Origin of the sequence: Pantoea stewartii subsp. stewartii (genome assembly GCF_008801695.1) — a bacterium.
Taxonomy (GTDB): Bacteria; Pseudomonadota; Gammaproteobacteria; order Enterobacterales; family Enterobacteriaceae; genus Pantoea; species Pantoea stewartii.
The window spans coordinates 19,539-46,094 of the sequence record NZ_VZPF01000037.1; the positions used below are offsets into that span (position 1 = coordinate 19,539).

At 54.3% G+C, this 26,556-nt stretch carries 25 protein-coding genes; 17 read left to right on the plus strand and 8 right to left on the minus strand.

Annotated elements, in window-relative coordinates:
* The first annotated feature begins 1 nt into the window (after position 1).
* From F7Q90_RS12700 to F7Q90_RS12710, 3 genes are all read left to right on the plus strand, one after another.
* Positions 2-1,531: an efflux transporter outer membrane subunit gene (locus tag F7Q90_RS12700; protein ID WP_058707620.1), complete on the plus strand. Its 1,530-nt coding sequence runs from the start codon at positions 2-4 to the stop codon at positions 1,529-1,531.
* A 1,066-nt stretch (positions 1,532-2,597) separates the two neighbouring features.
* A complete protein-coding gene (locus tag F7Q90_RS12705) occupies positions 2,598-2,999 on the plus strand; it encodes an H-NS family histone-like protein (RefSeq protein WP_014606234.1) in 402 nt (133 codons plus the stop codon).
* Positions 3,000-3,320: 321 nt separating this feature from the next.
* Positions 3,321-4,913, plus strand: a complete 1,593-nt coding sequence (locus F7Q90_RS12710; RefSeq protein ID WP_082999190.1) for an ABC-F family ATPase — start codon at positions 3,321-3,323, stop codon at positions 4,911-4,913.
* Between the two features lie 93 nt (positions 4,914-5,006).
* On the opposite strand, the gene moeB is transcribed toward F7Q90_RS12710, so the two are convergent.
* Together moeB and moeA are read right to left on the minus strand one after the other, a co-directional pair.
* Positions 5,007-5,774, minus strand: a complete 768-nt coding sequence (moeB, locus tag F7Q90_RS12715) for a molybdopterin-synthase adenylyltransferase MoeB (protein ID WP_082999191.1) — start codon at positions 5,772-5,774, stop codon at positions 5,007-5,009.
* A complete protein-coding gene (moeA, locus tag F7Q90_RS12720; protein WP_082999192.1) occupies positions 5,775-7,010 on the minus strand; it encodes a molybdopterin molybdotransferase MoeA in 1,236 nt (411 codons plus the stop codon). It abuts the gene before it with no gap.
* 218 nt (positions 7,011-7,228) lie between these two features.
* Here moeA and F7Q90_RS12725 point away from each other — a divergent pair, with 218 nt between their 5' ends.
* The 6 genes from F7Q90_RS12725 to F7Q90_RS12750 all read left to right on the plus strand — a co-directional run bounded on the left by F7Q90_RS12725 (position 7,229) and on the right by F7Q90_RS12750 (position 14,017).
* On the plus strand, positions 7,229-8,188 hold the full coding sequence (locus tag F7Q90_RS12725) for an isoaspartyl peptidase/L-asparaginase family protein (protein ID WP_082999193.1): 960 nt from the start codon (positions 7,229-7,231) through the stop codon (positions 8,186-8,188).
* A complete protein-coding gene (locus F7Q90_RS12730; RefSeq protein WP_082999194.1) occupies positions 8,151-10,040 on the plus strand; it encodes a dipeptide ABC transporter ATP-binding protein in 1,890 nt (629 codons plus the stop codon). The genes F7Q90_RS12725 and F7Q90_RS12730 overlap by 38 nt, the downstream gene beginning before the upstream one ends.
* 54 nt (positions 10,041-10,094) lie before the next feature.
* Positions 10,095-11,630, plus strand: coding sequence for a glutathione ABC transporter substrate-binding protein GsiB (gene gsiB / locus F7Q90_RS12735; protein ID WP_082999195.1), 1,536 nt, complete (start codon positions 10,095-10,097; stop codon positions 11,628-11,630).
* A 109-nt stretch (positions 11,631-11,739) separates the two neighbouring features.
* Positions 11,740-12,666 (plus strand): glutathione ABC transporter permease GsiC, encoded by a 927-nt coding sequence (gene gsiC / locus F7Q90_RS12740; protein WP_082999196.1) that lies wholly within the window; start codon positions 11,740-11,742, stop codon positions 12,664-12,666.
* Positions 12,666-13,571 carry a glutathione ABC transporter permease GsiD gene (gene gsiD, locus F7Q90_RS12745; protein WP_039341402.1) on the plus strand — a complete coding sequence of 302 codons (906 nt, stop codon included), beginning with the start codon at positions 12,666-12,668 and terminating at the stop codon, positions 13,569-13,571. Before gsiC ends, gsiD begins: the two co-directional genes overlap by 1 nt.
* Positions 13,568-14,017, plus strand: a complete 450-nt coding sequence (locus F7Q90_RS12750) for a DUF4385 domain-containing protein (RefSeq protein ID WP_033737673.1) — start codon at positions 13,568-13,570, stop codon at positions 14,015-14,017. Before gsiD ends, F7Q90_RS12750 begins: the two co-directional genes overlap by 4 nt.
* Here F7Q90_RS12750 and rimO read toward each other — a convergent pair.
* Positions 14,014-15,342 carry a 30S ribosomal protein S12 methylthiotransferase RimO gene (rimO, locus tag F7Q90_RS12755; RefSeq protein ID WP_039341398.1) on the minus strand — a complete coding sequence of 443 codons (1,329 nt, stop codon included), beginning with the start codon at positions 15,340-15,342 and terminating at the stop codon, positions 14,014-14,016. The genes F7Q90_RS12750 and rimO overlap by 4 nt on opposite strands.
* Before the next feature lie 375 nt (positions 15,343-15,717).
* Here rimO and F7Q90_RS12760 point away from each other — a divergent pair, with 375 nt between their 5' ends.
* Entirely contained in the window at positions 15,718-16,353 is a 636-nt protein-coding gene (locus tag F7Q90_RS12760; protein WP_033737671.1) for a carbonic anhydrase, read from the plus strand.
* Positions 16,354-16,512: 159 nt separating this feature from the next.
* On the plus strand, positions 16,513-17,649 hold the full coding sequence (locus F7Q90_RS12765) for a PQQ-dependent sugar dehydrogenase (protein WP_058707616.1): 1,137 nt from the start codon (positions 16,513-16,515) through the stop codon (positions 17,647-17,649).
* 1 nt (position 17,650) lies between these two features.
* Here the strand turns inward: F7Q90_RS12765 and F7Q90_RS12770 are convergent, their stop codons facing one another.
* Positions 17,651-18,307, minus strand: coding sequence for an HAD family hydrolase (locus F7Q90_RS12770; protein ID WP_039341391.1), 657 nt, complete (start codon positions 18,305-18,307; stop codon positions 17,651-17,653).
* A gap of 273 nt (positions 18,308-18,580) precedes the next feature.
* On the opposite strand from F7Q90_RS12770, the gene F7Q90_RS12775 reads away from it, so the two are divergent.
* The gene (locus F7Q90_RS12775; RefSeq protein ID WP_082999197.1) at positions 18,581-19,783 is read left to right on the plus strand and encodes a serine hydrolase; all 1,203 of its coding nucleotides are present in this window, start codon (positions 18,581-18,583) and stop codon (positions 19,781-19,783) included.
* 91 nt (positions 19,784-19,874) lie between these two features.
* Here the strand turns inward: F7Q90_RS12775 and ybjG are convergent, their stop codons facing one another.
* The gene (gene ybjG / locus F7Q90_RS12780) at positions 19,875-20,480 is read right to left on the minus strand and encodes an undecaprenyl-diphosphate phosphatase (RefSeq protein ID WP_033737669.1); all 606 of its coding nucleotides are present in this window, start codon (positions 20,478-20,480) and stop codon (positions 19,875-19,877) included.
* A gap of 367 nt (positions 20,481-20,847) precedes the next feature.
* Positions 20,848-22,536 carry an aspartate:alanine antiporter gene (locus F7Q90_RS12785; RefSeq protein WP_082999267.1) on the minus strand — a complete coding sequence of 563 codons (1,689 nt, stop codon included), beginning with the start codon at positions 22,534-22,536 and terminating at the stop codon, positions 20,848-20,850.
* Positions 22,537-22,790: 254 nt separating this feature from the next.
* Here F7Q90_RS12785 and ybjM point away from each other — a divergent pair, with 254 nt between their 5' ends.
* Positions 22,791-23,156: an inner membrane protein YbjM gene (gene ybjM / locus F7Q90_RS12790; RefSeq protein WP_082999198.1), complete on the plus strand. Its 366-nt coding sequence runs from the start codon at positions 22,791-22,793 to the stop codon at positions 23,154-23,156.
* 105 nt (positions 23,157-23,261) lie between these two features.
* On the opposite strand, the gene F7Q90_RS12795 is transcribed toward ybjM, so the two are convergent.
* Entirely contained in the window at positions 23,262-23,525 is a 264-nt protein-coding gene (locus F7Q90_RS12795) for a GrxA family glutaredoxin (protein WP_033737667.1), read from the minus strand.
* Between the two features lie 236 nt (positions 23,526-23,761).
* Here F7Q90_RS12795 and F7Q90_RS12800 point away from each other — a divergent pair, with 236 nt between their 5' ends.
* From F7Q90_RS12800 to F7Q90_RS12815, 4 genes are all read left to right on the plus strand, one after another.
* Positions 23,762-24,016, plus strand: a complete 255-nt coding sequence (locus F7Q90_RS12800; protein ID WP_082999199.1) for a DUF1418 family protein — start codon at positions 23,762-23,764, stop codon at positions 24,014-24,016.
* A gap of 16 nt (positions 24,017-24,032) precedes the next feature.
* Positions 24,033-24,755: an oxygen-insensitive NADPH nitroreductase gene (gene nfsA / locus F7Q90_RS12805; RefSeq protein ID WP_082999200.1), complete on the plus strand. Its 723-nt coding sequence runs from the start codon at positions 24,033-24,035 to the stop codon at positions 24,753-24,755.
* A 22-nt stretch (positions 24,756-24,777) separates the two neighbouring features.
* Positions 24,778-25,680, plus strand: coding sequence for a 30S ribosomal protein S6--L-glutamate ligase (gene rimK, locus F7Q90_RS12810; protein WP_082999201.1), 903 nt, complete (start codon positions 24,778-24,780; stop codon positions 25,678-25,680).
* Positions 25,681-25,766: 86 nt separating this feature from the next.
* Positions 25,767-26,246, plus strand: a complete 480-nt coding sequence (locus tag F7Q90_RS12815; protein ID WP_033737663.1) for a type III secretion system chaperone family protein — start codon at positions 25,767-25,769, stop codon at positions 26,244-26,246.
* 213 nt (positions 26,247-26,459) lie between these two features.
* Here the strand turns inward: F7Q90_RS12815 and F7Q90_RS12820 are convergent.
* Positions 26,460-26,556: transposase domain-containing protein (locus tag F7Q90_RS12820; protein ID WP_151160719.1), on the minus strand; the 97-nt coding region annotated here is incomplete at its 5' end.

A 26,556-nucleotide genomic window follows, 5' to 3' on the forward strand; every position in this document is an offset into this window, starting at 1 on the left:
CATGAAGGTTATGACTACGTATCGCCTGAATCCCTTTACCTTATTGCTGACGTTATCGCTGGCAGGTTGCAGCGTGGGCCCGGACTACCAGGCGCCAAAACCTCAGCTGCCGGGCAGCTACCACGCGCTGGATTCTCAGGAGCGCTCGAAACCGCAGACGTCGGCAGTGGATACGCGCTGGTGGCGTAACTTCAACGATCCCCAACTAGACAGCCTGATTGCCCGCGCAATCGCGGGTAATCTGTCGTTGCAGCAGACCGTCCTGCGCATTGCGGGCGCGCGCGAGCAGTTATCTCAGGCGCAGGGCGGCTTATTTCCCAGCCTGAACGGTTCGGCAAAAGTCACGCGTCAGCAACTGGGGCTGGAAGGTTTGCTGAAAGCGAATGGGGTCAATGACCAGGTGGACAGCACTGTCGCCAGCCAGTTGAACGGGCTGACGCAGCCCGTCACCTTATATCAGGGCAGCTTCGATGCCAGTTGGGAACTGGATCTGTGGGGCAAGGTACGACGTCAGATCGAATCAGCCAATGCACAGCAACAGGCGGCCATTGAGCAACGTAACGATGCGCTGGTGTCGCTGGAAGCGGAAGTTGTCCGTGCCTGGTTACAACTGCGTGGGGCGCAGGCAACCGTCAACACGCTGCAACAGCAAATCGCGGTGGCGGATCAGACCTGGCAACTGACACAAAGCCAGCAGCGCAATGGCCTGGCGCCGTTAACCGATGTTGAAAATGCTCGGGCGCAGTTGAGCAGTTTACAGGCGCAGCTACCGCAGTATCAGGCGCAAACGCGTCAGGCTATGAACGGTCTGGCTGTGCTTATCGGTAAAACCCCCGGCGCGCTGGATGCAGAACTGCAGACGCCGAAAGCGCTGCCAGCTTTGCCGAATGCGGTCGCGGTCGGCATTCCCTCAACCTTAGCGCGTCGACGCCCGGATATTCGCCAGGCAGAGGCGAAACTCCATGCGCAAACCGCCGAGATCGGCGTTTCTGTCGCACAGCTGTTCCCCAGCCTCTCTCTTACCGGACAGTTGGGCGTGCGCAATACCGATGCCAGTTATCTGGACGACTGGAGCAGCCACTTCTATAGCGTGGGGCCTTCGCTGTCGATTCCCCTTTTTCAGGGGGGCCGGCTGGTTTCCAGCGTGAAGCTTGCACGTGCTCAGCAGGCCAGCGCGGCGCTGGATTATCGCCAGACGGTGCTGACGGCTTTGCAGGATGTCGAAAACGCCCTTGTGAGTTACCGGGCCGATCAGCAGCGCGTCACGGCGCTGGACGAAACGACCGGTGCACTGCAACGGACCTTTGATTTGGCGAGCGACAGCTATCGTCAGGGATTATCGACCTTCCTTGAGGTGCTTGATGCGCAGCGCCAGCTCGCCCAGGCCGAGGAGCAGGCAACACAGGCGCGCATGCAAAGCGGGCTGGATCTGGTGGCGCTCTACAAAGCGCTGGGCGGCGGCTGGGAAACCTATCAAAACGTTCAGCTCCCTCAGTATGACGTGTTTGGACCTGCGACCCAGGTAAATTAATCCTTCAGGCCGTGGCCTTTCGGCAGACCACGGCCTGTTATCAGACAGTGTAATACCTGCGCTTTATTATTTATCTGTTATATCGTTCAGTAAACTCATTTAATCACCCTTGAAGCTGGTGGTGGCTTTGTTGAATAATAGGTAATCATTCTGTTTTGTCTGCACTGTTTTGGTAGAAAACGCTGATGCCAGACAGAACACCGTCATACGCAAGCATGTAATGCATTGATTTTATGTTATCTGAAATAACCGTTTTCATAGTACCACAGCATAAAATCCATTTATTCAACAAAGCCGCTGGTGGTTTAAAAGGGTTGCTGGCTATTTAGCCGGCGCACTTACTGTGAAGCATAAATTGTCTGTAAATGTATTCAACCTTATAACGGCTGTGAAACGCCGTCGCCTTGCCTGTGCCGAGGCTTTGTTGAATAATAGGTAATCATTCTGTTTTGTCTGCACTGTTTTGGTAGAAAACGCTGATGCCAGACAGAACACCGTCATACGCAAGCATGTAACGCATTGATTTTATGTTATCTGAAACAACCGTTTTCATAGTACCACAGCATAAAATCCATTTATTCAACAAAGCCCTGTGCCGATGCAGCATTTTTGTCGGGGAGTGAAGGGGGACAAAGGCAATATCCCCACATTTTATTCGCCATAAAGCCGATATTATTGTGGCGAAGCGCGATAAACCTCGTACCCGACGTCAGCTATTTTGTTCACAGACCGCGTGTTCCGGGCGGAGAACGTCTGACTCAGGACAGGCAAATTAATCCAAATTCTTCACCGGTGTTAAAAAATATACAGCGTTAAAATTTAAAAGCGCATAGCGAATTCATACAGTAAGTGTAATCAATGAAATCGTTTACATTGTGCAAGGATAGCAGGCATTTAGTGTTAATTTGAGGTTAATTATCTCTCCACATAAGCATTCTGAATACTTCACTGACATTTAAAAAACCTATCGGAATTATCTGTAGTAATAAATTAATTTATTTTTTTATTTGAATTAGGTAATCTTGACGCTACAGTTTAATTAAACCCCTTAATCAAGGATATTGTGATGAGTGACGCATTTAAAGTTCTAAACAACATTCGCACATTACGTGCCCAGGCTCGTGAACTGCCACTGAGCGATCTGGAAGAAATTCTTGAGAAATTGACCGTTGTAGTAACGGAACGTCGTGAAGAAGCGCACGCTGAAGAACAACAGAATCGTGAAAAAGAAGAGAAGTTATCGAAATATCGCGAAATGCTGTTGGCTGATGGCATCGATCCTAATGAATTATTAGGTGCGCTGGAGCAGGGTAAAAAACGCACTAAGCGTGCGCCACGTCCGGCTAAATATTCTTACACCGACGAAAATGGCGAGAAAAAATCATGGACCGGCCAGGGCCGCACGCCAGCAGCAATTAAAAAAGCGCTGGACGAAGGTAAAAGCCTGGACAGCTTCCTGATCGATTAATCGACACAATCCTTGTAAGTGGTAGCCGGCGACATTTATGTCGCCGGCTTTTTTTATTTAAAAAACCCTGCTCTTTGCTTTATTACTCTCGCTGTCATGCACCCGGTGTGGCGTGCGCAGGTAGGGCTTCCCCTCTGCGCAGCGTCCGGTACGTTTAGCCAGCGGCTGGGTTAAGCGGCAAACGTACGGGCAGTGAAAATAAAAAGTCATGCGTTTTCAACAGACACTCATGCAAGGGTAGCCGGAGACTGGCGTGCGCTACGTCACATCTGGCATAATAGCCGCCGTTTTCCATCCACTCTCTTCACTAAGGTCAATGCCGTGTTAGTTAGCAGCAATATCACCATGCAGTTTGGCACCAAGCCACTGTTCGAAAATATCTCCGTTAAATTTGGCGGCGGTAATCGGTACGGTTTAATCGGTGCGAACGGCAGCGGAAAATCCACCTTCATGAAGATTTTGGGTGGCGATTTGGTGCCGTCGGGCGGCAATGTTTCCTACGATCCCAATGAACGTATTGGTAAATTACGCCAGGACCAGTTCGCCTTTGAACAATATAGTGTGATTGATACGGTAATCATGGGGCACCATGAATTATGGGAAGTGAAACAGGAACGTGACCGTATTTATTCCCTGCCCGAAATGAGCGAAGAGGAAGGCTACAAAGTCGCAGACCTGGAAGTACAGTATGGCGAAATGGATGGTTACAGCGCGGAATCGCGCGCCGGTGAATTATTACTTGGCGTGGGCATCCCGGTTGAACAGCATTACGGGCCGATGAGCGAAATTGCGCCAGGCTTTAAATTACGCGTTCTTTTAGCCCAGGCCTTGTTTTCTAATCCGGATATTTTGCTGCTGGACGAACCGACCAACAACCTGGATATCGATACCATCCGTTGGCTGGAGCAGGTGTTAAACGAACGCGACAGCACCATGATTATCATTTCGCACGACCGTCACTTCCTCAATATGGTCTGCACGCACATGGCCGATCTGGACTATGGCGAGCTGCGCGTTTATTCCGGTAATTATGATGAATATATGACCGCGGCCACCCAGGCGCGTGAACGTCTGTTAGCGGATAACGCCAAGAAAAAAGCGCAAATTGCCGATCTGCAGTCGTTTGTCAGCCGCTTTAGTGCCAACGCTTCTAAATCGCGTCAGGCCACCTCGCGCGCTAAACAAATGGATAAAATAAAACTGGAAGAAGTGAAAGCCTCCAGCCGTCAGAATCCATATATCCGTTTTGAACAGGATAAGAAACTGTTCCGTAATGCGCTGGAAGTGGAAGGCCTGACGAAAGGCTTTGATAACGGTCCTCTGTTCAAAAATCTTAATCTGCTGCTGGAAGTCGGTGAAAAACTGGCGATATTAGGGGCTAACGGTATCGGTAAATCCACGCTGTTAAAAACCCTGGTCGGCGAACTGACGCCAGAAAGCGGCAGCGTTAAATGGTCCGAGAATGCCAAAATTGGCTATTACGCGCAGGACCACGCAGACGATTTTGCTGACGATCTGACGGTTTTTGACTGGATGAGTCAGTGGAAGCAGCCGGGCGATGATGAGCAGGCCGTACGCGGTATTCTTGGCCGCCTGTTGTTTTCTCAGGACGACATTAAAAAGCCCGCCAAGGTGCTGTCGGGTGGTGAGAAAGGGCGCTTGCTGTTCGGCAAGCTGATGATGCAGAAGCCTAACATTCTGATTATGGATGAACCCACCAACCACCTGGATATGGAATCCATCGAGTCATTAAACATGGCGCTGGAAATGTATGAAGGCACGCTGATTTTCGTTTCCCATGACCGTGAATTCGTCAGCTCACTGGCGACGCGTGTTATGGAAATCAAGGCGGATCGCATCGTCGATTTCACCGGGAATTACGAAGACTACCTGCGCAGTCAGGGCATCGTTTAAGACCTGCGGGGTAGCGCTGACTACCCCGTTTTCTTTCGTGCATTGACCCGCCTTTTGTAATCGCTCACGCTCAGCGTTCAATCAGACCGGCCTTTAGCCTGTGCACTCAGAATGGCCACAGACTTCACAATTCGGATCCTGTGCGACATGCATCGTGCGAAACTCTGCGCGCATGGCATCATACATGAGCAAACGTGAGCGCGCGGGCGTGCCAAACCGGGTCAGCAGCTTTATTGCTTCCATCGCCTGCATGGCACCGACAACGCCCACCAGCGGCGCCATTACACCGGCTTCCACGCAACTGAGCACCTGAGCGCCAAACAAACGGCTGATACAGCGGTAGCAGGGCGCACCAGGCTGCCAGTCAAACACACTCAACTGACCTTCCATGCGAATCGCCGCGCCCGAAACCAGACGCACCTTCAGTTCATAACAAAGCCGGTTAAGCTGTTCACGCACGCTGACATTATCCGTGCAGTCGACCACGACCTGCTGCCTGGCGATGATCGCCCGCAGCGCGTTATCGTCCAACTGGCCGTGGACAGGATATAACTGACAGTGGGGATTGATCTCCGCCAGGCGTGCCCGGGCGGATTCGACCTTGGCCCGACCAATATCCGCATCATGATGCAGAATCTGTCGCTGCAGGTTTGAGAGCGAAACCGTATCAAAATCCAGCAGAGACAGGTGACCGACGCCCGCTGCCGCCAGATAAGGGGCGGCTGCACAGCCTAAACCGCCCAGGCCCACGACCAACACATGGCTGGCCTTCAGGGCTTCCTGTCCGTCAAAGTCAAACCCCCGCAGGACAATTTGCCGGTTATAACGCAGCATTTCCTCGTGGCTGAGTTCGGGCAGCATTTATCCCTCCAGCAGGGCGTTGAAGGGCTCAACATCTACCCATTCTCCCGCCTCGACATAGCCGCGCTCACGCTCCAGTATGATAAAGCAGTTAGCCTGTGAAAACGAGCTGTACACATGCGAACCCTGGGCACCCGTGCTGATGACTTCTGTTTCACCCTCAGCATTTCGCCGCAGCACACCGCGCTGAAAATCCAGACGGCCTGGCGATTTTTTCAGTGCGCTTGCTGTACGCACGCGCTGACGTGGCGGTAAAGCCGAAGCTGACTGTCCGGTCAGACGGGCCAGCAGGGGCTGCACCAGTTGATAAAAGGTCACGACGGCCGAGACCGGATTGCCGGGCAGGCCGCAGAACCAGCTGTTTGCCAGGCGGCCAAAGGCGAAAGGTTTGCCCGGTTTAATGGCCAGCTTCCAGAAGCGAATACTGCCCAGTTCCTCCAGCATCGCCTTAGTAAAGTCGGCTTCACCGACAGAGACACCGCCGGTGCTGATGACCACATCGGCCTGGCGATCGGCGTCCATAAAGGCAGCCCGCAGGACGACCGGATCGTCGCGAACAATGCCAAGATCGATTACCTCGCAGCCCAGCTTATGCAGCATGAGGGAGATGGCAAACCGGTTGGTGTCATAGATTTGCCCGTCAGACAGCGGCTGGCCCACGGGTTGCAGCTCATCCCCGGTGGAGAAAATTGCCACGCGCAGTTTGCGCAGCACCTTCACCGTGGCGATGCCTAATGAGGCCAGCAACGGCAGTTCCGCAGCACCCAAGCGCACGCCAGGCGCAAGGACCTGATGGCCTGCCCGGATATCATCGCCGATCAGGCGGATGTTTTGTCCGGCTTTTACGGGCGCATCAATAACAATCTGTTCGCTCTGCAGATGGGTTTGCTCCTGCATGACGACGGCATCACAGCCGTCCGGTACCGGCGCGCCCGTCATGATTCTGATGACGCTGCCCGCAGGCCAGTCACCCGAAAACGGCGCACCGGCAAAGGCTTTACCGGCAACCGTTAAGGGCTGACCCTCTTGCACATCAGCAAGCCTGACGGCATAACCGTCCATGGCTGAGTTGTTAAAAGGCGGTACATCAATGGGGGAGGTCACGCTGCAGGCGGTGATGCGCCCGGCCGCGTCGGTCAGGGGCACATCCAGGGATTCGGTGATGGGCGTCAGTTGCGCCAGCATCTTCTGTTGCGCGTCTTCAAGGGAAATCAGCCCGGCAGTAAAGCTTTCCATTATTGTCTCAGTCTGTCTGTTGCAATTGCTGACTATTATGGTGGCTTTTATCCTCAGAGTCACATCGGTATAAGCCACAACGAAAGGTTATTAGCGCGGGACCAGTTTCCGCTTTACAAGCTATGGCGGGCTTTCTATATTCAAAAATACGCTAACAAGACGTAAAACCATTCAAAATCAGTGTTTTTCCTTCTGATGCAACCACAGGGTAACGCAGTATGGCTAAAGCAGTGATCGCCATTCATGGCGGCGCAGGCGCAATTACGCGTGCTGCCATGAGCGCAGAGAAAGAACAGGCTTATCGTCAGGCGCTTCACGATATTGTGACACATGGCCAAACCCTGCTGGCGCAGGGCACATCCGCGCTGGATGTGGTGACTGAAGCGGTGCGCAGGCTGGAAGAGTGCCCGCTGTTTAATGCGGGTAAAGGTGCTGTGTTTACCCATCAGGGCACGCATGAGCTGGATGCCAGCATCATGGATGGCAGAACGCTGCAGGCTGGGGCAGTGGCGGGCGTCTCCCGGCTGCGCAACCCGGTACTGGCAGCGCGTGCGCTGTTAGACCACAGCCCGCATGTCCTGTTGATCGGGGAAGGGGCCGAAGCCTTTGCGTTTGCGCAGGGGCTTGAGCAGGTTGAACCGGATTTCTTTTCCACGCCTGAACGCCTGGAGCAACTGCAACGGGCGCTGCGCAGCGATGCCGCTGTGCTTGACCACGATGGCGCCGCCCAGGGCGGCGATCCTCTTGACCCGGATCGTAAGTTTGGCACGGTCGGTGCCGTGGCGCTGGATTTGGCGGGAAACCTGGCGGCGGCGACGTCGACCGGCGGCATGACCAATAAACAGCAGGGGCGCGTAGGCGACTCACCGTTGCCTGGCGCAGGCTGCTATGCCAGTAACGACAGCGCGGCGGTGTCCTGCACCGGCACTGGCGAAGTGTTTATCCGCACCCTGGCGGCCTACGATGTGGCGGCACAAATGCGTTACGCCGGGCGGACATTACAACAGGCCAGCGTCAATGTGATTCATGACAGCGTGCTGGAGCTGGGCGGCAGCGGTGGGCTGATTGCGGTTGATCGGGAGGGCAATGTGGCACTGCCGTTCAACAGCGAAGGCATGTACCGGGCTGTTGCCCGGGTGGATGACGTCGCAGAGGTCGCAATTTACCGTGAAAGCTAACAGCCAGCCTGACAGGCTCCCTCTGTCTCCCGAACAGGTGTTGGCGGTGCGCGACCTGAACGTACGTTTTCACCATGACGGCCAGGTGACCGAAGCCGTGCGTCATCTTTCACTTGATGTGTTTCGCGGCGAAACGCTGGCTTTAGTGGGCGAGTCCGGCTCGGGCAAATCCGTCACCTCACTGGCGATCATGCGCCTGTTGGCGCAGGACAGCGCAGAGGTCAGTGGCGAGATACGGCTGCGTCGACGCAGTGGTGAGGCACTGGATCTGATGCGGATGCCGCGTGGTCAGATGCGCAGGGTGCGCGGCGCGGATATGGCCATGATTTTCCAGGAACCGATGACCTCGCTGAATCCGGTGTTTACGGTAGGCAATCAGATCGCAGAATCCATTCGACTGCATCAGGGTAAAAGCCAGTCCGAAGCCCTGACGGAAGCGCGTCGTATGCTGGATCGGGTACGCATTCCTGACGCACAAAGTATGCTGCGCCGTTATCCGCACCAGCTTTCCGGCGGTATGCGGCAGCGCGTGATGATTGCGATGGCCCTGTCGTGCAAGCCTGCGCTGCTGATTGCCGACGAGCCGACCACTGCCCTGGACGTCACGATTCAGGCCCAGATCCTGCAACTGATCCGCGAGCTGCAGAAAGAGATGCAGATGGGCGTGATTTTTATCACTCACGATATGGGCGTGGTGGCGGAAATGGCGGACCGCGTCCAGGTGATGTATCGCGGTGAGGTGCTGGAAAACGCCCCTACCGCCGAGCTGTTCAGCGCACCGCAGCAGCCTTACACCCGGGCGTTGCTGGCCGCTGTCCCGACCCTGGGTGCGATGCAGGACCAGCCGCTGCCCGCGAAATTTCCTCTCCTGCTCAACGATGCGGCACCCGACGTACCGCAAAACACCGTACGTCACGATCGCCCGCCCATCCTGCAGGTACGCAATCTGGTCACGCGCTTCGATATTCGCTCAGGATTACTGAATCGCGTAACGAGCCGGGTGCACGCGGTCGAGAACATCAGCTTTGATCTGTATGCAGGCGAAACGCTGGTGCTGGTGGGGGAATCCGGGTGCGGTAAATCGACCACCGGACGTTCACTGCTAAAACTGGTCACCAGTCAGGGAGGCAGCATTACCTTTGACGGGCAGCGTATTAACGATCTTTCTGGAGCGGCGCTGGCGCATCTGCGGCGCGATATTCAGTTTATCTTCCAGGACCCTTATGCATCGCTCGATCCGCGCCTGACGGTGGGATTTTCGATTATGGAGCCGCTGCTGGTTCACAAGGTGATGCCACGACGCGAAGCGGAACAGCGCGTGGCCTGGTTACTGGAAAAGGTTGGCTTACTGCCGGAACACGCAAAGCGTTATCCGCATGAGTTTTCGGGTGGCCAGCGTCAGCGTATCTGCATCGCGCGGGCACTGGCGCTGAACCCCAAAGTGGTGATTGCCGATGAGTCGGTGTCCGCGCTTGATGTCTCCATTCAGGCACAAATCATCAACCTGATGCTCGACCTTCAGCGTGAATTTGGTATCGCCTTTTTGTTTATTTCCCATGATATGGCGGTGGTTGAGCGCATCAGCCACCGCGTAGCGGTGATGTATCTTGGACAGATTGTGGAAATCGGCCCACGTCAGTCGGTATTCGGGCAGCCACATCATCCGTATACCCAAAAATTAATGGCCGCCGTGCCGGTTGCCGACCCGACACGTCGGCAACGCGAGCGCAGTCTGCTGGTCGATGAGATCCCCAGCCCGATTCGTGCACTGGGCGATGAACCCGAACGGGTTTCGCTGATGGAAGTGGCCCCCGGTCATTTTGTGGCTCGCTCTGCCACCAGCGCGATCTGAAATAATACGCTATCGCCACGGCGATAAATCAGACAGGGATTACAGGAGAAAACAATGCAGATAACGATGCGTAGAAGCTTACTGGCAGCAGGGATATTAAGTAGCGTCATGACGCTGCCCGCCTGGGCCGCGGGTGATGCGGTGATCGCCGTCGCCTCCAATTTCACCACGCTTGATCCCTATGACGCTAACGACACCTTGTCCCAGGCGGTCGCGAAATCATTTTATCAGGGGCTGTTTGGCTTTGATAAAGATATGAAGCTGACCAATGTGCTGGCGGACAGTTACACGGTGAGCGGCGATGGCCTGACCTATACCATCAAGCTGCACTCAGGCGTGAAGTTTCAGGATGGCACCGACTTTAATGCCGAGGCGGTCAAGGTCAACCTGGATCGGGCCAGTAATCCCGACAACCATCTCAAACGTTATAACCTGTTTAAATACATCGCCAGCACGGAAGCGGTCGATCCCACGACGGTGAAGATTACGCTGAAGCAGCCGTTCTCGGCCTTTATTAATATTCTGGCGCACCCTGCGGCGGTGATGATTTCCCCTGCCGCCCTGAAAAAATACGGTAAGGACATCGGTTTTCATCCGGTGGGCACCGGGCCGTTCGAATTTGTGACCTGGAATCAGACCGATTTTGTGAAGGTGAAGAAATGGGACGGCTACTGGAAAAAAGGCTATCCCAAACTCGACAGCATTACGTGGCGCCCGGTCGTGGATAACAATACGCGTGCGGCCATGCTGCAGACCGGTGAAGCGAACTTTGCCTTCCCGGTGCCTTATGAGCAGGCCAAATTGCTGGAGAAGGACAGCAAGCTGGACGTGGTGGTATCGCCCTCCATCATGCAGCGCTACATCAGCCTGAATGTGACACAAAAACCGTTTGATAATCCGAAAGTGCGTGAGGCGCTGGAGTACGCGATCAACCGCCAGGCACTGGTTAAAGTTGCGTTCGCCGGTTATGCCACACCTGCTACCGGCATAGTGCCTCCCTCTATTGCCTATGCGCAAACGTATCCGCCCATTCCTTACGATCCCGCTAAAGCAAAAGCGTTGCTGAAAGAAGCGGGTTATCCGAACGGTTTCGACACCACGCTCTGGTCGTCGCATAACCACAGCACGGCACAGAAAGTGTTGCAGTTTGTTCAGCAGCAACTGGCACAGGTCGGCGTGAAGGTGAAAGTTACCGCGATGGATGCGGGACAGCGCGCAGCGGAAGTGGAAGGCAAGGGCCAGAAAGAGAGCGGCGTGCGAATGTTCTACACTGGCTGGTCAGCCTCAACGGGTGAAGCCGACTGGGCGCTGACGCCGTTGTTCGCAACCGCAGCCTGGCCACCGGCGATCTTCAACACGGCGTTTTACAGCAATCCGAAGGTGGATAAAGACCTGGCCGACGCGCTGAAAACGACCGATCAGGCGGAAAAAGCCAAACTGTATAAAGATGCGCAGGACACCATCTGGAACGATCATCCGTGGATCCCGCTGGTGGTGGAGCAACTGGTGTCCGCACACAGCAAAAACCTGAGCGGTTTTTACATGATGCCGGACACGTCATTCAGTTTTGATGACGCCGAGATGAAGTAAGTCGCCGGACCTGTTCTGTCCTGAACAGGATGTGTGATGCCCGGTGCCTCGTCAGCAATGAGGCACCGGGCAGGTCAGCTGCGCTGCTGACTGTTGTGTGGGATGTCACATGGTTAACTATTTTCTTAAACGCCTGCTGGGCCTGATTCCCACGCTGTTTATCGTGGCAGTGCTGGTGTTTCTGTTTGTCCATCTGCTGCCGGGCGATCCGGCGCGGCTGATTGCCGGACAGGAAGCCGATGCGTCTGTGGTGGCATTGGTCCGTCAGGAGCTGAGCCTGGATAAACCCCTGCCGGTGCAGTTCGTGCACTTTATCGTCAATGCGCTGCAGGGGGATTTTGGTCAGTCGCTGGTTTCCCGGCGTCCGGTTTCGGCGGAAATCGCTACGCGTTTTATGCCAACCCTGTGGCTGACGCTCACCAGCATGGTGTGGGCGGTGATCCTGGGCATGGCGATCGGCATTGTTTCGGCCGTATGGCGCAATCGCTGGCCGGATCGCCTCGGCATGACGCTCGCGGTTTCGGGTATCTCTTTTCCGGCTTTTGCCCTGGGCATGTTACTGATGGACGTGTTTTCCGTCCAGTTGGGCTGGTTGCCTACGGTGGGCGCAGACAGCTGGCAGCACTATATTTTGCCCTCTCTCACGCTGGGCGCGGCGGTAGCGGCTGTGATGGCCCGTTTCACCCGGGCATCCTTTGTGGAGGTGATGCAGGAAGATTACATACGCACCGCGCGTGCCAAAGGCGTCAGTGAGTACCGCGTGGTGATTAAGCACGGTCTGCGGAATGCCATGATACCGGTGGTCACCATGATGGGCCTGCAGTTTGGTTTCCTGCTGGGTGGCTCGATTGTGGTTGAGGTCGTGTTCAACTGGCCGGGGCTGGGACGCCTGCTGGTGGATTCGGTACAGATGCGTGACTATCCGGTGATTCAGGCAGAGGTATTGCTGTTTTCGCTGGAGTTTATTTTGATCAATCTGATTGTCGATATGCTGTATGCCGTCATTAACCCGGCGATTCGCTTTAAGGACACCTGATGAAAAACTGGCGACGGGAAGCGGCACTCAAACACATGCCACTGCTGGACAGCAACCGGGTAAGAACGCCCTGGCGGGAATTCTGGCGACGCTTTCGTCGTCAGCCGGTCGCTCTGCTGGCGGGCCTGTTTGTCCTGGTGCTGATCGTACTGGCGTTTACGGCACCGTATGTTGCGCCATTCGATGCAGAAAATTACTTTGATTACGACCGACTCAACGACGGCCCCTCACTGGTGCACTGGTTTGGCGTGGATTCACTGGGACGCGATATCTTTAGCCGCGTGCTGGTGGGAACCCGAATTTCGCTTCTCGCCGGCTTCGTTTCCGTCGCGATAGGGGCGATAGTGGGGACGCTGGCAGGACTGCTGGCGGGCTACTATGAAGGCTGGTGGGACAGGATCACCATGCGCATCTGCGACGTGCTGTTTGCGTTTCCCGGCATTTTGCTGGCCATTGCCGTCGTGGCCATCATGGGCAGTGGCATCAGTAACGTCATTATCGCCGTGGCGATATTCAGTATTCCCGCCTTTGCCCGCCTGGTGCGCGGCAATACGCTGGTACTGAAACGGCAAACCTACATCGAATCAGCCCGCAGTATCGGAGCGTCAGACTGGACGATCATGATACGTCACCTGCTGCCCGGCACGGTATCCTCTATTGTGGTGTACTTCACCATGCGCATCGGGACCTCGATTATCACCGCCGCAAGCCTGTCATTTCTGGGGCTGGGCGCGCAGCCACCGACGCCAGAGTGGGGCGCGATGCTCAACGAAGCGCGCGCGGATATGGTTATCGCGCCGCACGTGGCGATTTTTCCGGCACTGGCTATTTTTTTCACGGTTTTAGCCTTTAATTTGCTTGGCGACGGGCTACGTGACGCACTTGATCCTAAACTGAAGACATGAAACCTTTTGACTATGAACAAGACTTCAGCACTATCGACTTCCGCAAACATCCTGAACGTTATCAGGTCGGGCGCGGTGAGCAGGGCGTGCTGATGGTCCAGCCCTATAAAGGCGAAATCCTGCCGCACTGGCGTTTTCGTACCGTTGAGGTTGCGAAAGCCTCGGCAGAAGAAATCATGCGGCTGTTCGAAGCCTATCGTCAGCAGGATGACTTTGTGGGCATGGACATGGCGCGCAAATTTATTCAAATGGGCTACACCCGTGCGCGCCGCTACAGCAACCATAAGGGCGGACGGAAATACGATGCGGAGGGCAAGGAGTTGCCCCGGGGCAGGGACGAAGAAAAGGCCGCTGCGGCGGCCATTTTCAAAGCGTACTGGGATAAGCTACGGGCAGATGACGACTATCTGGCGCGCAAAAAAGCGCACCAGCAGAAGTATGGTTAGACGCGGCTCGCCCACAAATCGTATTCGTCAGCATGTTCCACTTTGACACGCAGAACATCGCCCGGCTTAACGTTGCTCTCGCCATTCAGATAAACGGCACCATCGATCTCTGGCGCGTCAGCCATGCTGCGACCAATCGCGCCTTCTTCATCGACTTCATCAATGATGACCATAATTTCACGGCCGATTTTTTCCTGCAGGCGCTCGGCAGAGATCTGCTGCTGCAACTGCATAAAGCGGTCATAACGTTCCTGTTTCACTGCGTCATCGACCGGATCGGGTAACTGGTTTGCCGTTGCGCCTTCAACCGGGCTGTACTGGAAGCAACCCACACGATCCAGACGCGCTTCTTTAATAAAGTCGAGCAGCATCTGGAAGTCTTCTTCGGTTTCGCCGGGGAAGCCTACAATAAACGTTGAGCGCAGCGTCAGCGTCGGGCAGATCTCACGCCAGCGCTTAATGCGCTCCAGCGTGCGTTCCACGGCACCCGGACGCTTCATCAGCTTCAGAATGCGTGGGCTGGCGTGCTGAAGCGGGATATCCAGATACGGCAGAATCTTGCCTTCTGCCATCAGTGGAATCACGTCGTCCACGTGAGGATAAGGATAAACATAATGCAGGCGAACCCACACGCCGAGTTTCGCTAACTGCTCGCACAGGCTCACCATGCTGGTTTTCACCGGCGCGCCGTTCCAGAACCCTGTGCGGTGTTTCACGTCCACGCCGTAAGCCGAGGTATCCTGCGAAATGACCAGCAACTCTTTCACGCCCGCTTCAACCAGCCGTTTTGCTTCGTCCAGCACTTCGCCAATGGCACGACTGTCGAGATCGCCGCGCATAGACGGGATGATACAGAAGGTGCAGCGATGGTTGCAGCCTTCAGAAATTTTCAGGTAAGCGTAATGACGCGGCGTCAGCTTCACGCCCTGTTGCGGCACCAGACTCAGGAACGGATTATGTTGGGGCTTCGGCACGTAGCGGTGCACGTGCGACAGCACTTGTTCATAGCTGTGCGGACCGGTGATTTCCAGTACCTTCGGGTGCACTTCGCGAATCTGGTCGACTTTCGCCCCCAGGCAGCCGGTCACAATCACCTTGCCGTTTTCGTTCAGGGCTTCACCGATCGCTTCCAGCGATTCCTGGACGGCGCTGTCGATGAATCCGCAGGTGTTGACGATAACGATTTCCGCATCGTCATAGCGTGGGACCACCTCATAGCCCTCGGTGCGCAGTTCCGTCAGAATGCGCTCAGAGTCGACAAGGTTTTTGGGGCAGCCAAGCGAGACAAATCCCACGCGCGGCGGCAGTGTAGTAGTAGTGGACATAAGGTGGTTTCCGGTTCAGCACAGCAATGGCGCGCGATTTTACCTGTGTTGCGATGAAAATTGTAGCGTTATCTGACCTCAGGCATAACAGTGTAAAGTCACGCAAAAAACCGTAAAGGGTTCCCGAGAGTGACAGGCGTTTAAGCCGATGATCGGAAAGGAAGAAAACCGCAGTAACCCGCCGTTTTGCAAAAGGATTTCTAATAAATAGCTAAAAATTAATTCGTTAATTTTCTTATCAACGCAGGTGATAACGCCATTTGACGGTCATATTGTTGGTTGATATTTGCTTGTTTTCATTAATAATGATTCACTTAACAAGTGCTGAGAGCCTGGCCTTTCAGACAATGACGTGGATAATGTGAGAGCAAAATAATGAAAGAGATCATTAACGGGTTTCTGAGTTTTCAGCAGACTGTCTTTCCTGAAAGAGAGGCGCTGTTTAAAAGTCTGGCCTCAAATCAGAACCCGAAAGCCCTGTTTATCTCTTGCTCAGACAGCCGTCTGGTGCCGGAGCTGGTCACGCAGCAGGAACCCGGGCAGCTATTCGTTATCCGTAATGCGGGCAACATTGTGCCGTCTTTTGGGCCGGAGCCGGGTGGCGTGTCAGCCACCATTGAGTATGCGGTGATGGTGCTGGGCGTTTCTGACATCATCATCTGTGGTCACTCTAACTGCGGTGCGATGAACGCGATTTCGTCCTGTGCCTGCATGGACAGCATGCCAGCCGTCGAGCACTGGCTGCGCTTTGCCGATGCGGCCAAAGCGGTGGTGGAGCAGCGTGACTATGAATCACCCGAGAAAAAGCTCAACGCTATGGTGCAGGAGAACGTGATTGCGCAGCTAAACAACATGAAAACCCATCCTTCGGTGTCGGTAGGGTTACGTCAGGGCAAGCTGCGTCTGCATGGCTGGGTTTACGACATTGAGTCGGGCACCATTCTGGCGCTCACGCCGGGCGGTAAAGAGTTCATCTCACTGGCGGATAATCCCGAGACCTTTTTCGAGTAAGTTCCGTTTGCCCGCGCCGTTCAGGTCGCGGGCCCCTTACCGCCTGTTTTTTCATCCCGTCTTTATCACGTCCACGCTGTTTAATCTTTTGTAAATCCTCAACATCATGCCGGACAGGCTGACTACGCTTAAACACACTGCCTCTGTCTGGAGAATGCTATGACCCGTGTTTCCACCCTACTGTTACTGAATGGCGCGTTACTCGTTTCCAGCCCGTTATGGGCGGATGATCTGACGGTGAAGGTGCTTCAGGATAAGCTGGACCATCCCTGGTCGGTGGCCTTTTTACCGGATAACCAGACGTTACTCATCACCGAACGTGCCGGCCAGTTGCGTAGCTGGCGACCTGATACCGGTTTATCTGAGCCGATTAAGGGCGTGCCCGCGGTGTGGGCGCAGCGACAGAGCGGCCTGCTGGATGTGGTGCTGGCCCCGGATTTTGCCCAGAGCCGTCGGGTGTGGCTCAGCTATACCAAAGCGGACAGCGACGGCAAGGCGGGGGCCGTCGTGGGTTATGGCACACTCAGCGACGATCATCGCCAGCTGACCGATTTTCATGAAGTCATCAGCCAAACGCCCCGGCTCTCAAGCGGCAACAATATTGGAACCCGGCTGGCCTTTGACCGTCAGGGGTTTGTGTGGATTGCCTTCGGGGATAATTTTGTCAGCAGCGCCGCCCAGGATCTCGACAAGCTCCAGGGAAAACTGCTGCGCCTGAACGGCGACGGTAGCGTTCCCAGGGATAATCCTTTCGTGGGCAGGCAGGGTGCCCGGCCTGAAATCTGGGCCTACGGTTTACGTAACCCACAAGGCCTGGCGCTTAATCCCTGGACACAGGTCATGTGGGAAAGCGAGCACGGCCCACGCGGTGGCGATGAGGTCAACGTGATCGAAAAAGGGAAAAATTATGGTTGGCCGCTGGCGACCTACGGCATTGATTACAACGGCAGCAAGGTTCCTGAATCGAAAGGCACGCACGTGGCGGGCACGGAACAGCCGGTATTTTACTGGAAAGTTTCACCAGCGCTAAGCGGCATGGCCTTTTATAACAGTGCCCGTTTCCCCCAATGGAAAAATTCACTCTTTATCGGGGCGCTGAAAGAGAAGCAACTGATTCGACTGCGTGTCAACGGTGAAAAAGTCGTTGAGGCGCAACGCTTGCTGGGTGAGCGAAACGAACGCATTCGCGATGTTCGCCAGGGGCCGGATGGGTATCTGTATGTGTTGACGGATGAAGCTAACGGCAAGCTCCTGAAGGTAGGGCTGGCGCAGGACGCCAGCGCCTCCCGCGGTTAACTTAACGCGCCCAGTGGTAAACCGGCCAGCCGCGTTTTTCGGCTTCCTGGCGTAACGGTTCCGCAGGGTTAATCACGTGAGCATAATCGGCCTGCACCAGCATCGGCAGGTCGTTCAGAGAATCACTGTAAGCCCAGGTATGTGAGTAGTGTTCATCCGGCCGCTGGGCTTTCCATTCTTCCACCCGCGTCACTTTGCCCTGCTGAAAGGTCATCGTTCCGTAGGTGTTGCCGCTGTAGCGCTCATCCACCACTTCCACACCGATGGCGAGGGCACCGCAGGCCCCTAACTGGCGGGCAATCGGCGTCACCAGATGTTCACCGCTGGCGGAGATAACAATGATTCTGTCGCCACGTGACTGATGCCATTTGAGACGTTCCCGGGCTTCAGGATAGACGCGCGGCATAATGTCGCGATGAATAAAGCGGCGGATCCAGCCCTCAACCGTCAGGGTCGCCATGCCGCTTAACGGGGACAGCGTTTTATGCATATAGTCTTCAATGGACAGCGTCCCGGCGTAATACTGACGCATAAGCGCCTGCTCTTCCTCAATCAGCTCACTGGACGCAAAGCCTTGTGAAACCAGCCAGCGCAGCCACAGGCCGGTGCTGTCTTCACTAATCAGCGTTTCATCCAGATCAAACAGTGCCAGGTCCATACGGGTTCTCCTCGAGTGAATAGCGTCAGGTTAACCCAGTTTTGTGACGGCCTTAACTTTCTGATGAAAATTTCGGAATTTAACGCATTTTTATGGACGACACTGTTGCCGGAAAATGGCACGCGCGCGGCGGTCATGCCAGGGTTAATCTACTAAAATCTATAAAACTTTACGATTAAGCGGTTTTTTTCAGTCACGCCAGCGGGTAGCGTTCTGACAGAGGGTTTCACGCCTTTGACTTTCCGTTTTAACAAGGACAATCCGGTCAAGCTCATGACAAAAACTAGCTTCTCATCTCACCTGCGGCGCGTCGCTGCCACCTCTTTGCTACTGATTGCACCGATGACTGTATTGGCAGTACAGGCACCGGATGCCCCTCAAATTGATGCCAAAGCCTGGATCTTAATCGACTATGCCAGCGGCAAGGTCCTGACCGAGTCCAATGCTGACCAGCGGCTTGATCCAGCCAGCCTGACGAAAATGATGACCAGCTATGTGGTTGGGCAGGCAATTAAAGCCGGCAAAATTAAGCCTGATGACATGGTGACCGTAGGACAGGATGCCTGGGCGACCGGCAACCCCAAACTGCGCGGATCGTCGCTGATGTTTCTTAAACCGGGCGATCGTATTCCGGTGCATGAGCTGAATAAAGGCATTGTGATCCAGTCAGGCAATGATGCCTGTATCGCGCTGGCCGACTATGTGGCAGGCAGTCAGGACGCGTTTATCGGGCTGATGAATAACTACGTTAAAGCGCTGGGGCTGACCAATACACATTTCATGACGGTACACGGTCTGGATGCGGAAGGGCAGTACAGTACCGCACGGGATATGGCGCTGCTTGGTCAGGCGTTGATCCGCGACGTGCCGGAAGAGTACGCACTGAATAAAGAGAAAGAGTTCACCTTCAATCATATTCGCCAGATGAACCGCAACCGTCTGCTCTGGAGCACAAACCTTAACGTTGACGGCATCAAGACGGGCCATACGTCAGGCGCAGGTAATAATCTGGTCGCCTCGGCAACCGAGGGCGATATGCGACTGATTTCGGTGGTGCTGGGCACCGCCAGCGATGCCATTCGCTTCCGCGAAAGCGAAAAGCTGCTGACGTGGGGTTTCCGCTTCTTCGAAACGGTTACGCCAGTAAAAGCGGATGCCCCGTTCGCCCAGCAGCGCGTCTGGTTTGGTGATCAGAGTCAGGTCAGTCTGGGCGTGGCGAAGGATGCCGCGCTGACCATTCCAAAAGGTCAGATGAAAAACCTGAAAGCCAGCTATACGCTGTCATCGCCCCAGTTAGAAGCGCCGCTGAAGAAAAATCAGGTCGTCGGCACCATTAATTTCCAACTGGATGGCAAAACCATTGAACAACGGCCACTGGTCGTGCTGCAGGATGTGCCGGAGGGCGGCTTCTTCAGCCGGATGATCGATTTTGTGATGATGAAGTTCAACGGCTGGTTCGGGAAGTGGTTCAGCTAACAATCAGGGACGCGATGGCGTCCCTTTTTTACGGCAGGCGGCCCGTTCGGCCCTGAAATCCACGTACGTTTACGCCGACATCAGCAAAAGATTAACTCTGCGTCCAGCCTTTACGAATCGGTAGCGCAAACAGCAGTCGGTAAGCGGGGTTAAGAACATTCAACAGGCGTTCACCATAAAGCTGCCAGGCAAGATGCGACGCCAGACAACCCAGCATACCTACCAGCAAGCCGCCCAGCATATCCATTGGCCAGTGCACGCCCAAATAAATACGTGACCAGGCGATTGCGGTACCTACGACCATCAGGATGACGCCTGACCAGAGGCGGTGCCAGAAGAGAAAGGCCAGCGCAAAAGTAAAAATGGTGGTGCCATGATCGCTCGGATACGAGTCGTCAGGTGCGTGATGAAGAAACTGATAACCGAAACCAATGGCGAAAGGCCGCGGATGCGGTAACAGTTGACCAACGCACCAGGATATCGCCAGTGCGTAAAGCAGCGCGATGCCGGTTTTCAGCACCAGCACACGCTGTGACGCAACCTGATCGCGCGGGCCCCATAACCACAACGCCACAATCAAAAGTGGCACGATGGCAATGACGTCTCTGGCAATAAACGTGGCAAGCTGCAGTAACCAGTGAGGTGAGTCGGGCGTCGCGTTAATCGCCGTGAACAGGGTACGGTTTAATTCTTCCATTACGTGAACGGTTCCTCGTTTTACTGATGTTCAGATTTTCTCGATCCAAAAAAAGCCTGACAAGCAGGTCAAACCGGATGGAGTCTGTCGCATCTGCCAGCACACATTGCTAACAAATTAAGTCAGCTATCCTGAATCCAGATGCCCGGCGAGTCCATCACAAGGTTCTTAATCTGCACAGAGGTTGCAACGCGGTTTAACTTTTATGACTTTTTTGTGTTAAATAGGACGGGAGAAAAGCAGGCATAAAAAAACCCGCCGGGAAAAAGACCAGCGGGCTCCACAATTTGGGGATTTCAAAGAAAAGCAGTGGCACTTATTCAGACTGTGATCAAAATAAAAAGTTCTGGACGTCAGTAAAAAAATTTTATAAGGGCAATAACGGCCAGATAATGACGATTAGCGTGCCGGCCAGCGTCAGCAGGACGTTGGCAATAGCATAGGTGCCGGCATAGCCTAAAGCCGGAATATTGCTGCGCGCGGTATCACTGATAATTTCCATGGCTGGCGCGCAGGTGCGGGCACCCATAATCGCCCCAAACAGCAGTGCACGGTTCATGCGCAGTATATAGGCACCAAACAGGTAGCAAATCACCACCGGCAGCAGGCTGACCAGCAGGCCGCACAACAGCATCAGCGCCCCGTTACTGGAAATACCGTGATCGATTCCACTGCCTGCACTCAGGCCAACCCCTGCCATAAACACCATCAGACCAAACTCTTTGACCATCGTCAGCGCACCCTGTGGAATATAGCCAAAGGTAGGATGGTTAGCCCGCAGGAAGCCCAGCATGATACCGGCAAATAACAGCCCGGCCGCGTTACCGATGCCAAAACTGAAGTTGCTGAACTGGAACGTGATCAGTCCTGTCATCAGGCCGATGATAAAAAAGGCGCAGAAAGCCAGTAAGTCGGTCATCTGGCTGTGAATAGCAATAAAGCCGATGCGATCGGCGACGCTTTTCACCCGGCGGGCTTCCCCGCTGACCTGCAACACATCGCCTTGGTTCAGCATAATATTGTCGTCAATAGGCATTTCTATCTGACTGCGAATGACGCGGTTTAAAAAGCAGCCGTGATCGGTCAGGTTGAGTTTGCTCAGCCGCTTGTTCACGGCATTGTGATTTTTCACCACAATCTCCTCGGTCACGATTCGCATGTCGAGCAAATCGCGATCAAAGACTTCTTTCCCGTTGCGGAAACTGGGATCCAGGCGCGCGTGCGCATCCGGGTAGCCCACCAGCGAAATGTCATCGCCCAGCTGGAGCACAGCATCGCCATCGGGGCTGGCGAGAATACCGTTGCGTCGGATACGTTCGATATAGCAGCCCGTCTGGCGATAGATGCCCAGCTCGCGCAGATTTTTACCGCCGCTCCATTCCACCAGCTCCGGGCCCACGCGATAGGCGCGAATAACGGGCAGAAAAACCTTACGCTGACTGTCGGCATCAAGACCGCGCTCACGCGCAATCTGTTGAGCACAGGTGGACAGATCCTGATGCTGCAGACGTGGCAGATAACGTGCACCGAAAATCAGGCTGACCAGCCCCACCAGATAGGTAACCGCATAGCCCAGACTGAGTTGATCCTGCATGATGCCTAACTGCCTGGGGTCGCTAATGCTCTGACGCAGCGTATCGCCCGCGCCCACCAGGACTGGCGTCGACGTCATCGAACCCGCCAGAACACCGGCGGTGAGACCGATGTCCCAGCCGAAAAGCTTGCCAAAGCCCAGCGCCAGCAGCAGAGCACTGGCGACCATGACGATGGCCAGCATGAAATAATTTTTCCCGTCCCGAAAGAAAATTGAGAAAAAGTTAGGGCCGGCTTCAATGCCGACACAAAAAATAAACAGCATAAAGCCCAGGCTCAGGGCATCGGTATTCATCGAGAAGTGTTGCTGGCCTAATAATAACGAAACGACTAATACGCCAATGGAATTTCCGAGCTGGACGGAGCCAAAACGTAATTTTCCTAAGCAAAGTCCCAACGCCAGTACGAAAAATAATAACAAAATGTCATTACTTCTTAACAATTCTGCGATGTTAACATTCAACATTTTAACTTCTTGTTTACGTGTAACGTATTGAAGAGTGGTCTGTTTTTCGCTATCTTGTCCAGACCGTAAGCGTGCCGTTACGTCATCCATAATGACTGAGCGGATAACGCGGGTAATATTCTAATCAGAAAATACTTTCTCAGCCATTGGCGACTTTCATTCTTACACAAAACGACTGTTTATTTTTATTTCCACCAGGCTCATCAAGGTCAAAAGCGATGTTTTGGCGTGTTTTAAATGAGTGGGGAGTTATGCCGCAGCGTTATTATTTTTGGGCGACCTGTCTGTCAGGAGGTCTGCTTTATTGTCTGGTGTTTATTTTTGCCCAGGATTTTTGTGCCCTGGATAAACATGCGTTGCACAGTCAGCCTGCATTATTGCTTTTTTTACTGCCGGGTGGATTGATGGCGTTTATGCAGCACTCGGCACCGCTGAAAAGTACGTTGATCATGGCCTCTGTTGGCACCTTGCTGGCGGCGCTGTTGCTGCACGGTATTTTCGCTGTGCCGGCACGCTGGGACTATATTATGGGCTGGAGCCTGAGCGGGATGTTCTGGGCAGGATGCGGCGCATTGCTGGTCAGACTGATGAAGCTGATTGTGGCAATCAGACAGTAAGGCCGGAACGGCCTGCATCAGAGACCCGGCACTCTGCGAACGGTATCTGATACAGGCAACGAAGAACTCACCCGTGAGGTCAGCGCGCTGACCGGGTGAGCGAAATCAGGCCACGAAGCCCAGATTCTCTTTCGTCCATGCGGCAAACTCGGTATAACCACCAATATGCTGCTCATCCAGGAAAATTTGCGGCACGGTGCTGACCGGTTTCCCCGCACTGGCCTCTAAATCCGCTTTAGTAATGCCTTCCGCCTGAATATCTACGTATTGATAGTTGAAATCATCACGCTCAGCTTGCAGTTTATCAGCCAGTTCTTTTGCGCGAACGCAGTACGGGCAGCCGGGACGACCAAAAATAACAGCAATCATCGAAAACTCCTTGCAAGGGACGTCGTGTGAGTGACACGGAATCACGTCAGAAAAGCCGCTTATGATGCCCGCTCGTTGCGCTTAAAGAAAGCAGGAATTACCTGTTAGTCTAATGCCCGTCCCCGATGAATCCGTCGCACGTCGGCAGAGCGGAACAATCCCGACACCTCTGATGTGCAAATTTGCGGATGTTAACCATAATTGGGGGGCGATTGGCCTTGAGGCAGGAGAAACGCATGCAAAACGTCGCTAAATTGCCGAAAGCACTGCTGGTGATGGAAGCGCTGGGTGGGTTACTGATTGCCAGTGCATTGCTGGTTGTGAATCACAGGTTCCCTGGCCTGCCGGGCCGCCTGGCTACACCCGGGCTGGCTACCGCGCTGTTTATCATCGGCATTCTGCTAATGTTGCCTGCCGCCTGGCTCCTGATGTGGCGCAGTGCGAAAGCGCTTGCGCCGCAGTTGTTCAACCTTTCCGACAAAAAAAGATAAATCAGCTGGAGACTTTATGACACCGACAATCGATTTACTGTGCAGCCACCGTTCAATTCGCGCGTTCACTGACCAGCCGGTAAGCGCTGAACAGCGCGAAGCGATTATTGCTGCGGCGCAATCGGCGTCCACGTCCAGCTTTTTGCAGTGCTCATCCATCATCCGTATCACCGATCCGGCCATGCGTGAGCAGCTGGTGACATTAACAGGCGGACAGACATGGGTAGGGGAAGCCGCTGAGTTTTGGGTATTTTGTGCTGACTTTAATCGTCATCTGCAAATTTGTCCTGATGCGCAGCTGGGCCGCGCAGAACAACTGCTGCTGGGCTGTGTCGATACGGCGCTGATGGCGCAAAATGCCATGGTTGCAGCAGAGTCGCTGGGGCTGGGCGGCGTTTTTATTGGTGGCATCCGTAACAATATCGCTCAGGTAACAGAACTGCTGGGGCTGCCAAAATTTGTCCTGCCGCTGTTTGGTTTTTGTCTGGGCTATCCCGAATCGGTGCCGGATGTGAAGCCGCGTATTCCCCAGGCCATGTTAGTGCATGAAAATCGCTATCAACCAGTGGATCCGGCCGTGCTGGCTGATTACGATAACCGGACGGCGCTCTATTACGAACAACGCGACAGCAACCAGCGCAGCGAAACCTGGAGTCAGTTGATTCAGCGCCTGATTATTAAAGAAACGCGCCCGTTTATGCTGGACTACCTGCATCAGCAGGGCTGGGCAACACGCTAATACAACCCAAGGATTTTAATTGATGAAAATTGCTATTCTGTCGCGCGATGGATCGCTCTATTCCTGCCGCCGTTTACGTGAAGTCGCCGAACAGCGTGGTCATTTTGTACAAATCATTGATTCTCTTTCCTGCTACATAAACATCAATTCTGCCTCGCCCGGTATCCATTATCGTGGCGAGTTGCTGGGTCACTTCGATGCCGTGATTCCCCGTATCGGTACCGGAATCACCTTCTATGGCACGGCGGTGCTGCGCCAGTTTGAGATGTGCGGCAGCTATCCACTCAATGAGTCCGCTGCGGTCACGCGTGCCCGGGACAAACTGCGTTCCCTGCAACTGCTCGCCCGTGATGGCATCGACATGCCGGTGACCGGGTTCGCCTCGTCGCCCGATGATACACAGGACCTGATCGCCATGGTGGGCGGTGCGCCGCTGGTGGTAAAGCTCGTCGAGGGCACGCAGGGCATCGGCGTGGTTCTGGCGGAAACCCGCCAGGCGGCTGAAAGTGTCATCGATGCGTTTCGTGGACTGAATGCGCATATTTTGGTGCAGGAGTTTATTCAGGAAGCGCGCGGATGCGATGTACGCTGTCTGGTGATTGGCGACCGGGTCGTGGCGGCTATTGAGCGTCAGGCAAAAGAGGGCGATTTTCGTTCGAATTTGCACCGGGGCGGCAAAGCCCGCATCGTTGACATCAGTGAGCAGGAACGTCTGATGGCCGTTAAAGCGGCGGCGGTGTTGGGGCTGGATGTCGCGGGTGTAGATATTCTGCGTTCAAATCGCGGTCCACTGGTGATGGAAGTGAATGCCTCGCCCGGTCTGGAAGGTATTGAAACTACAAGTGGTCTTAACATTGCAGGTATGATGATCGATCATATTGAGCGGTACGCTACCCCCGGGCACCGTCCTAAAACCGCAGGTTGACCCGCGCTTTTCAGTGGTTTTCGTGGAAACTCACCACATTTTTCCGTAAGCTAAGTCGCTTATTTATCACCCCATGGGATTTTACAATGGATTCTCTTGTCGTTCCGGATATCGACCTGCTGCGTCGTTGGCTGGATCAGCAAAATATCACTTGGTTTGAATGTGATGCTTGTCAGGCGCTGCATTTGCCGCATATGCAAAACTTCGACGGGGTGTTTGACGCTAAAATCGACCTGGTAGACAACGTCATTCTGTTTTCAGCACTGGCGGAAGTGAAGCCGACGGCGTTAATTCCGCTGGTGGGTGACCTGTCGCAAATTAACGCCAGTTCGTTAACGGTGAAAGCGTTTATCGATATTCAGGATGACAATCTGCCGAAGCTGATTGTGTGCCAGTCGATGATGATCACAGCCGGATTAACCTTCGGCCAGTTTTCGCATTTCATGAAGCAGAGCGAAGAAGAAATTTCCATGGTCATCATGGAAGCCTTCGCCAACAACCTGCTGATGATGGGTGAAGATGAAGAGCATGTTGCCACCAGCAGCATGCATTCCGTTCTTCACTGATCCTCACCGCCGTGATTAAGCCGTCTGCCAGGACGGCTTTTTTATGCCTGTCACTGGCACAGGCTTTCCTGCCGCACACGTCATGCAATCGTTTTTTCCCTTCAGCGTCAAATATTCTCAATGTTATCAATTGTGAAGGAGGTAGATTATTTTGTAACCATAATGTTTTATTCTGCATTAAGCGTAAGCGTCGCATTCAGACCGTATTGACGTTCAGGCAGAGGGAAGCTCGACCTTCCATGGCAGCAGATCGCGGACCCGGTTCACCGGCCAGTCCTGTATATGACCGATGACGTAACGCAACCACGTC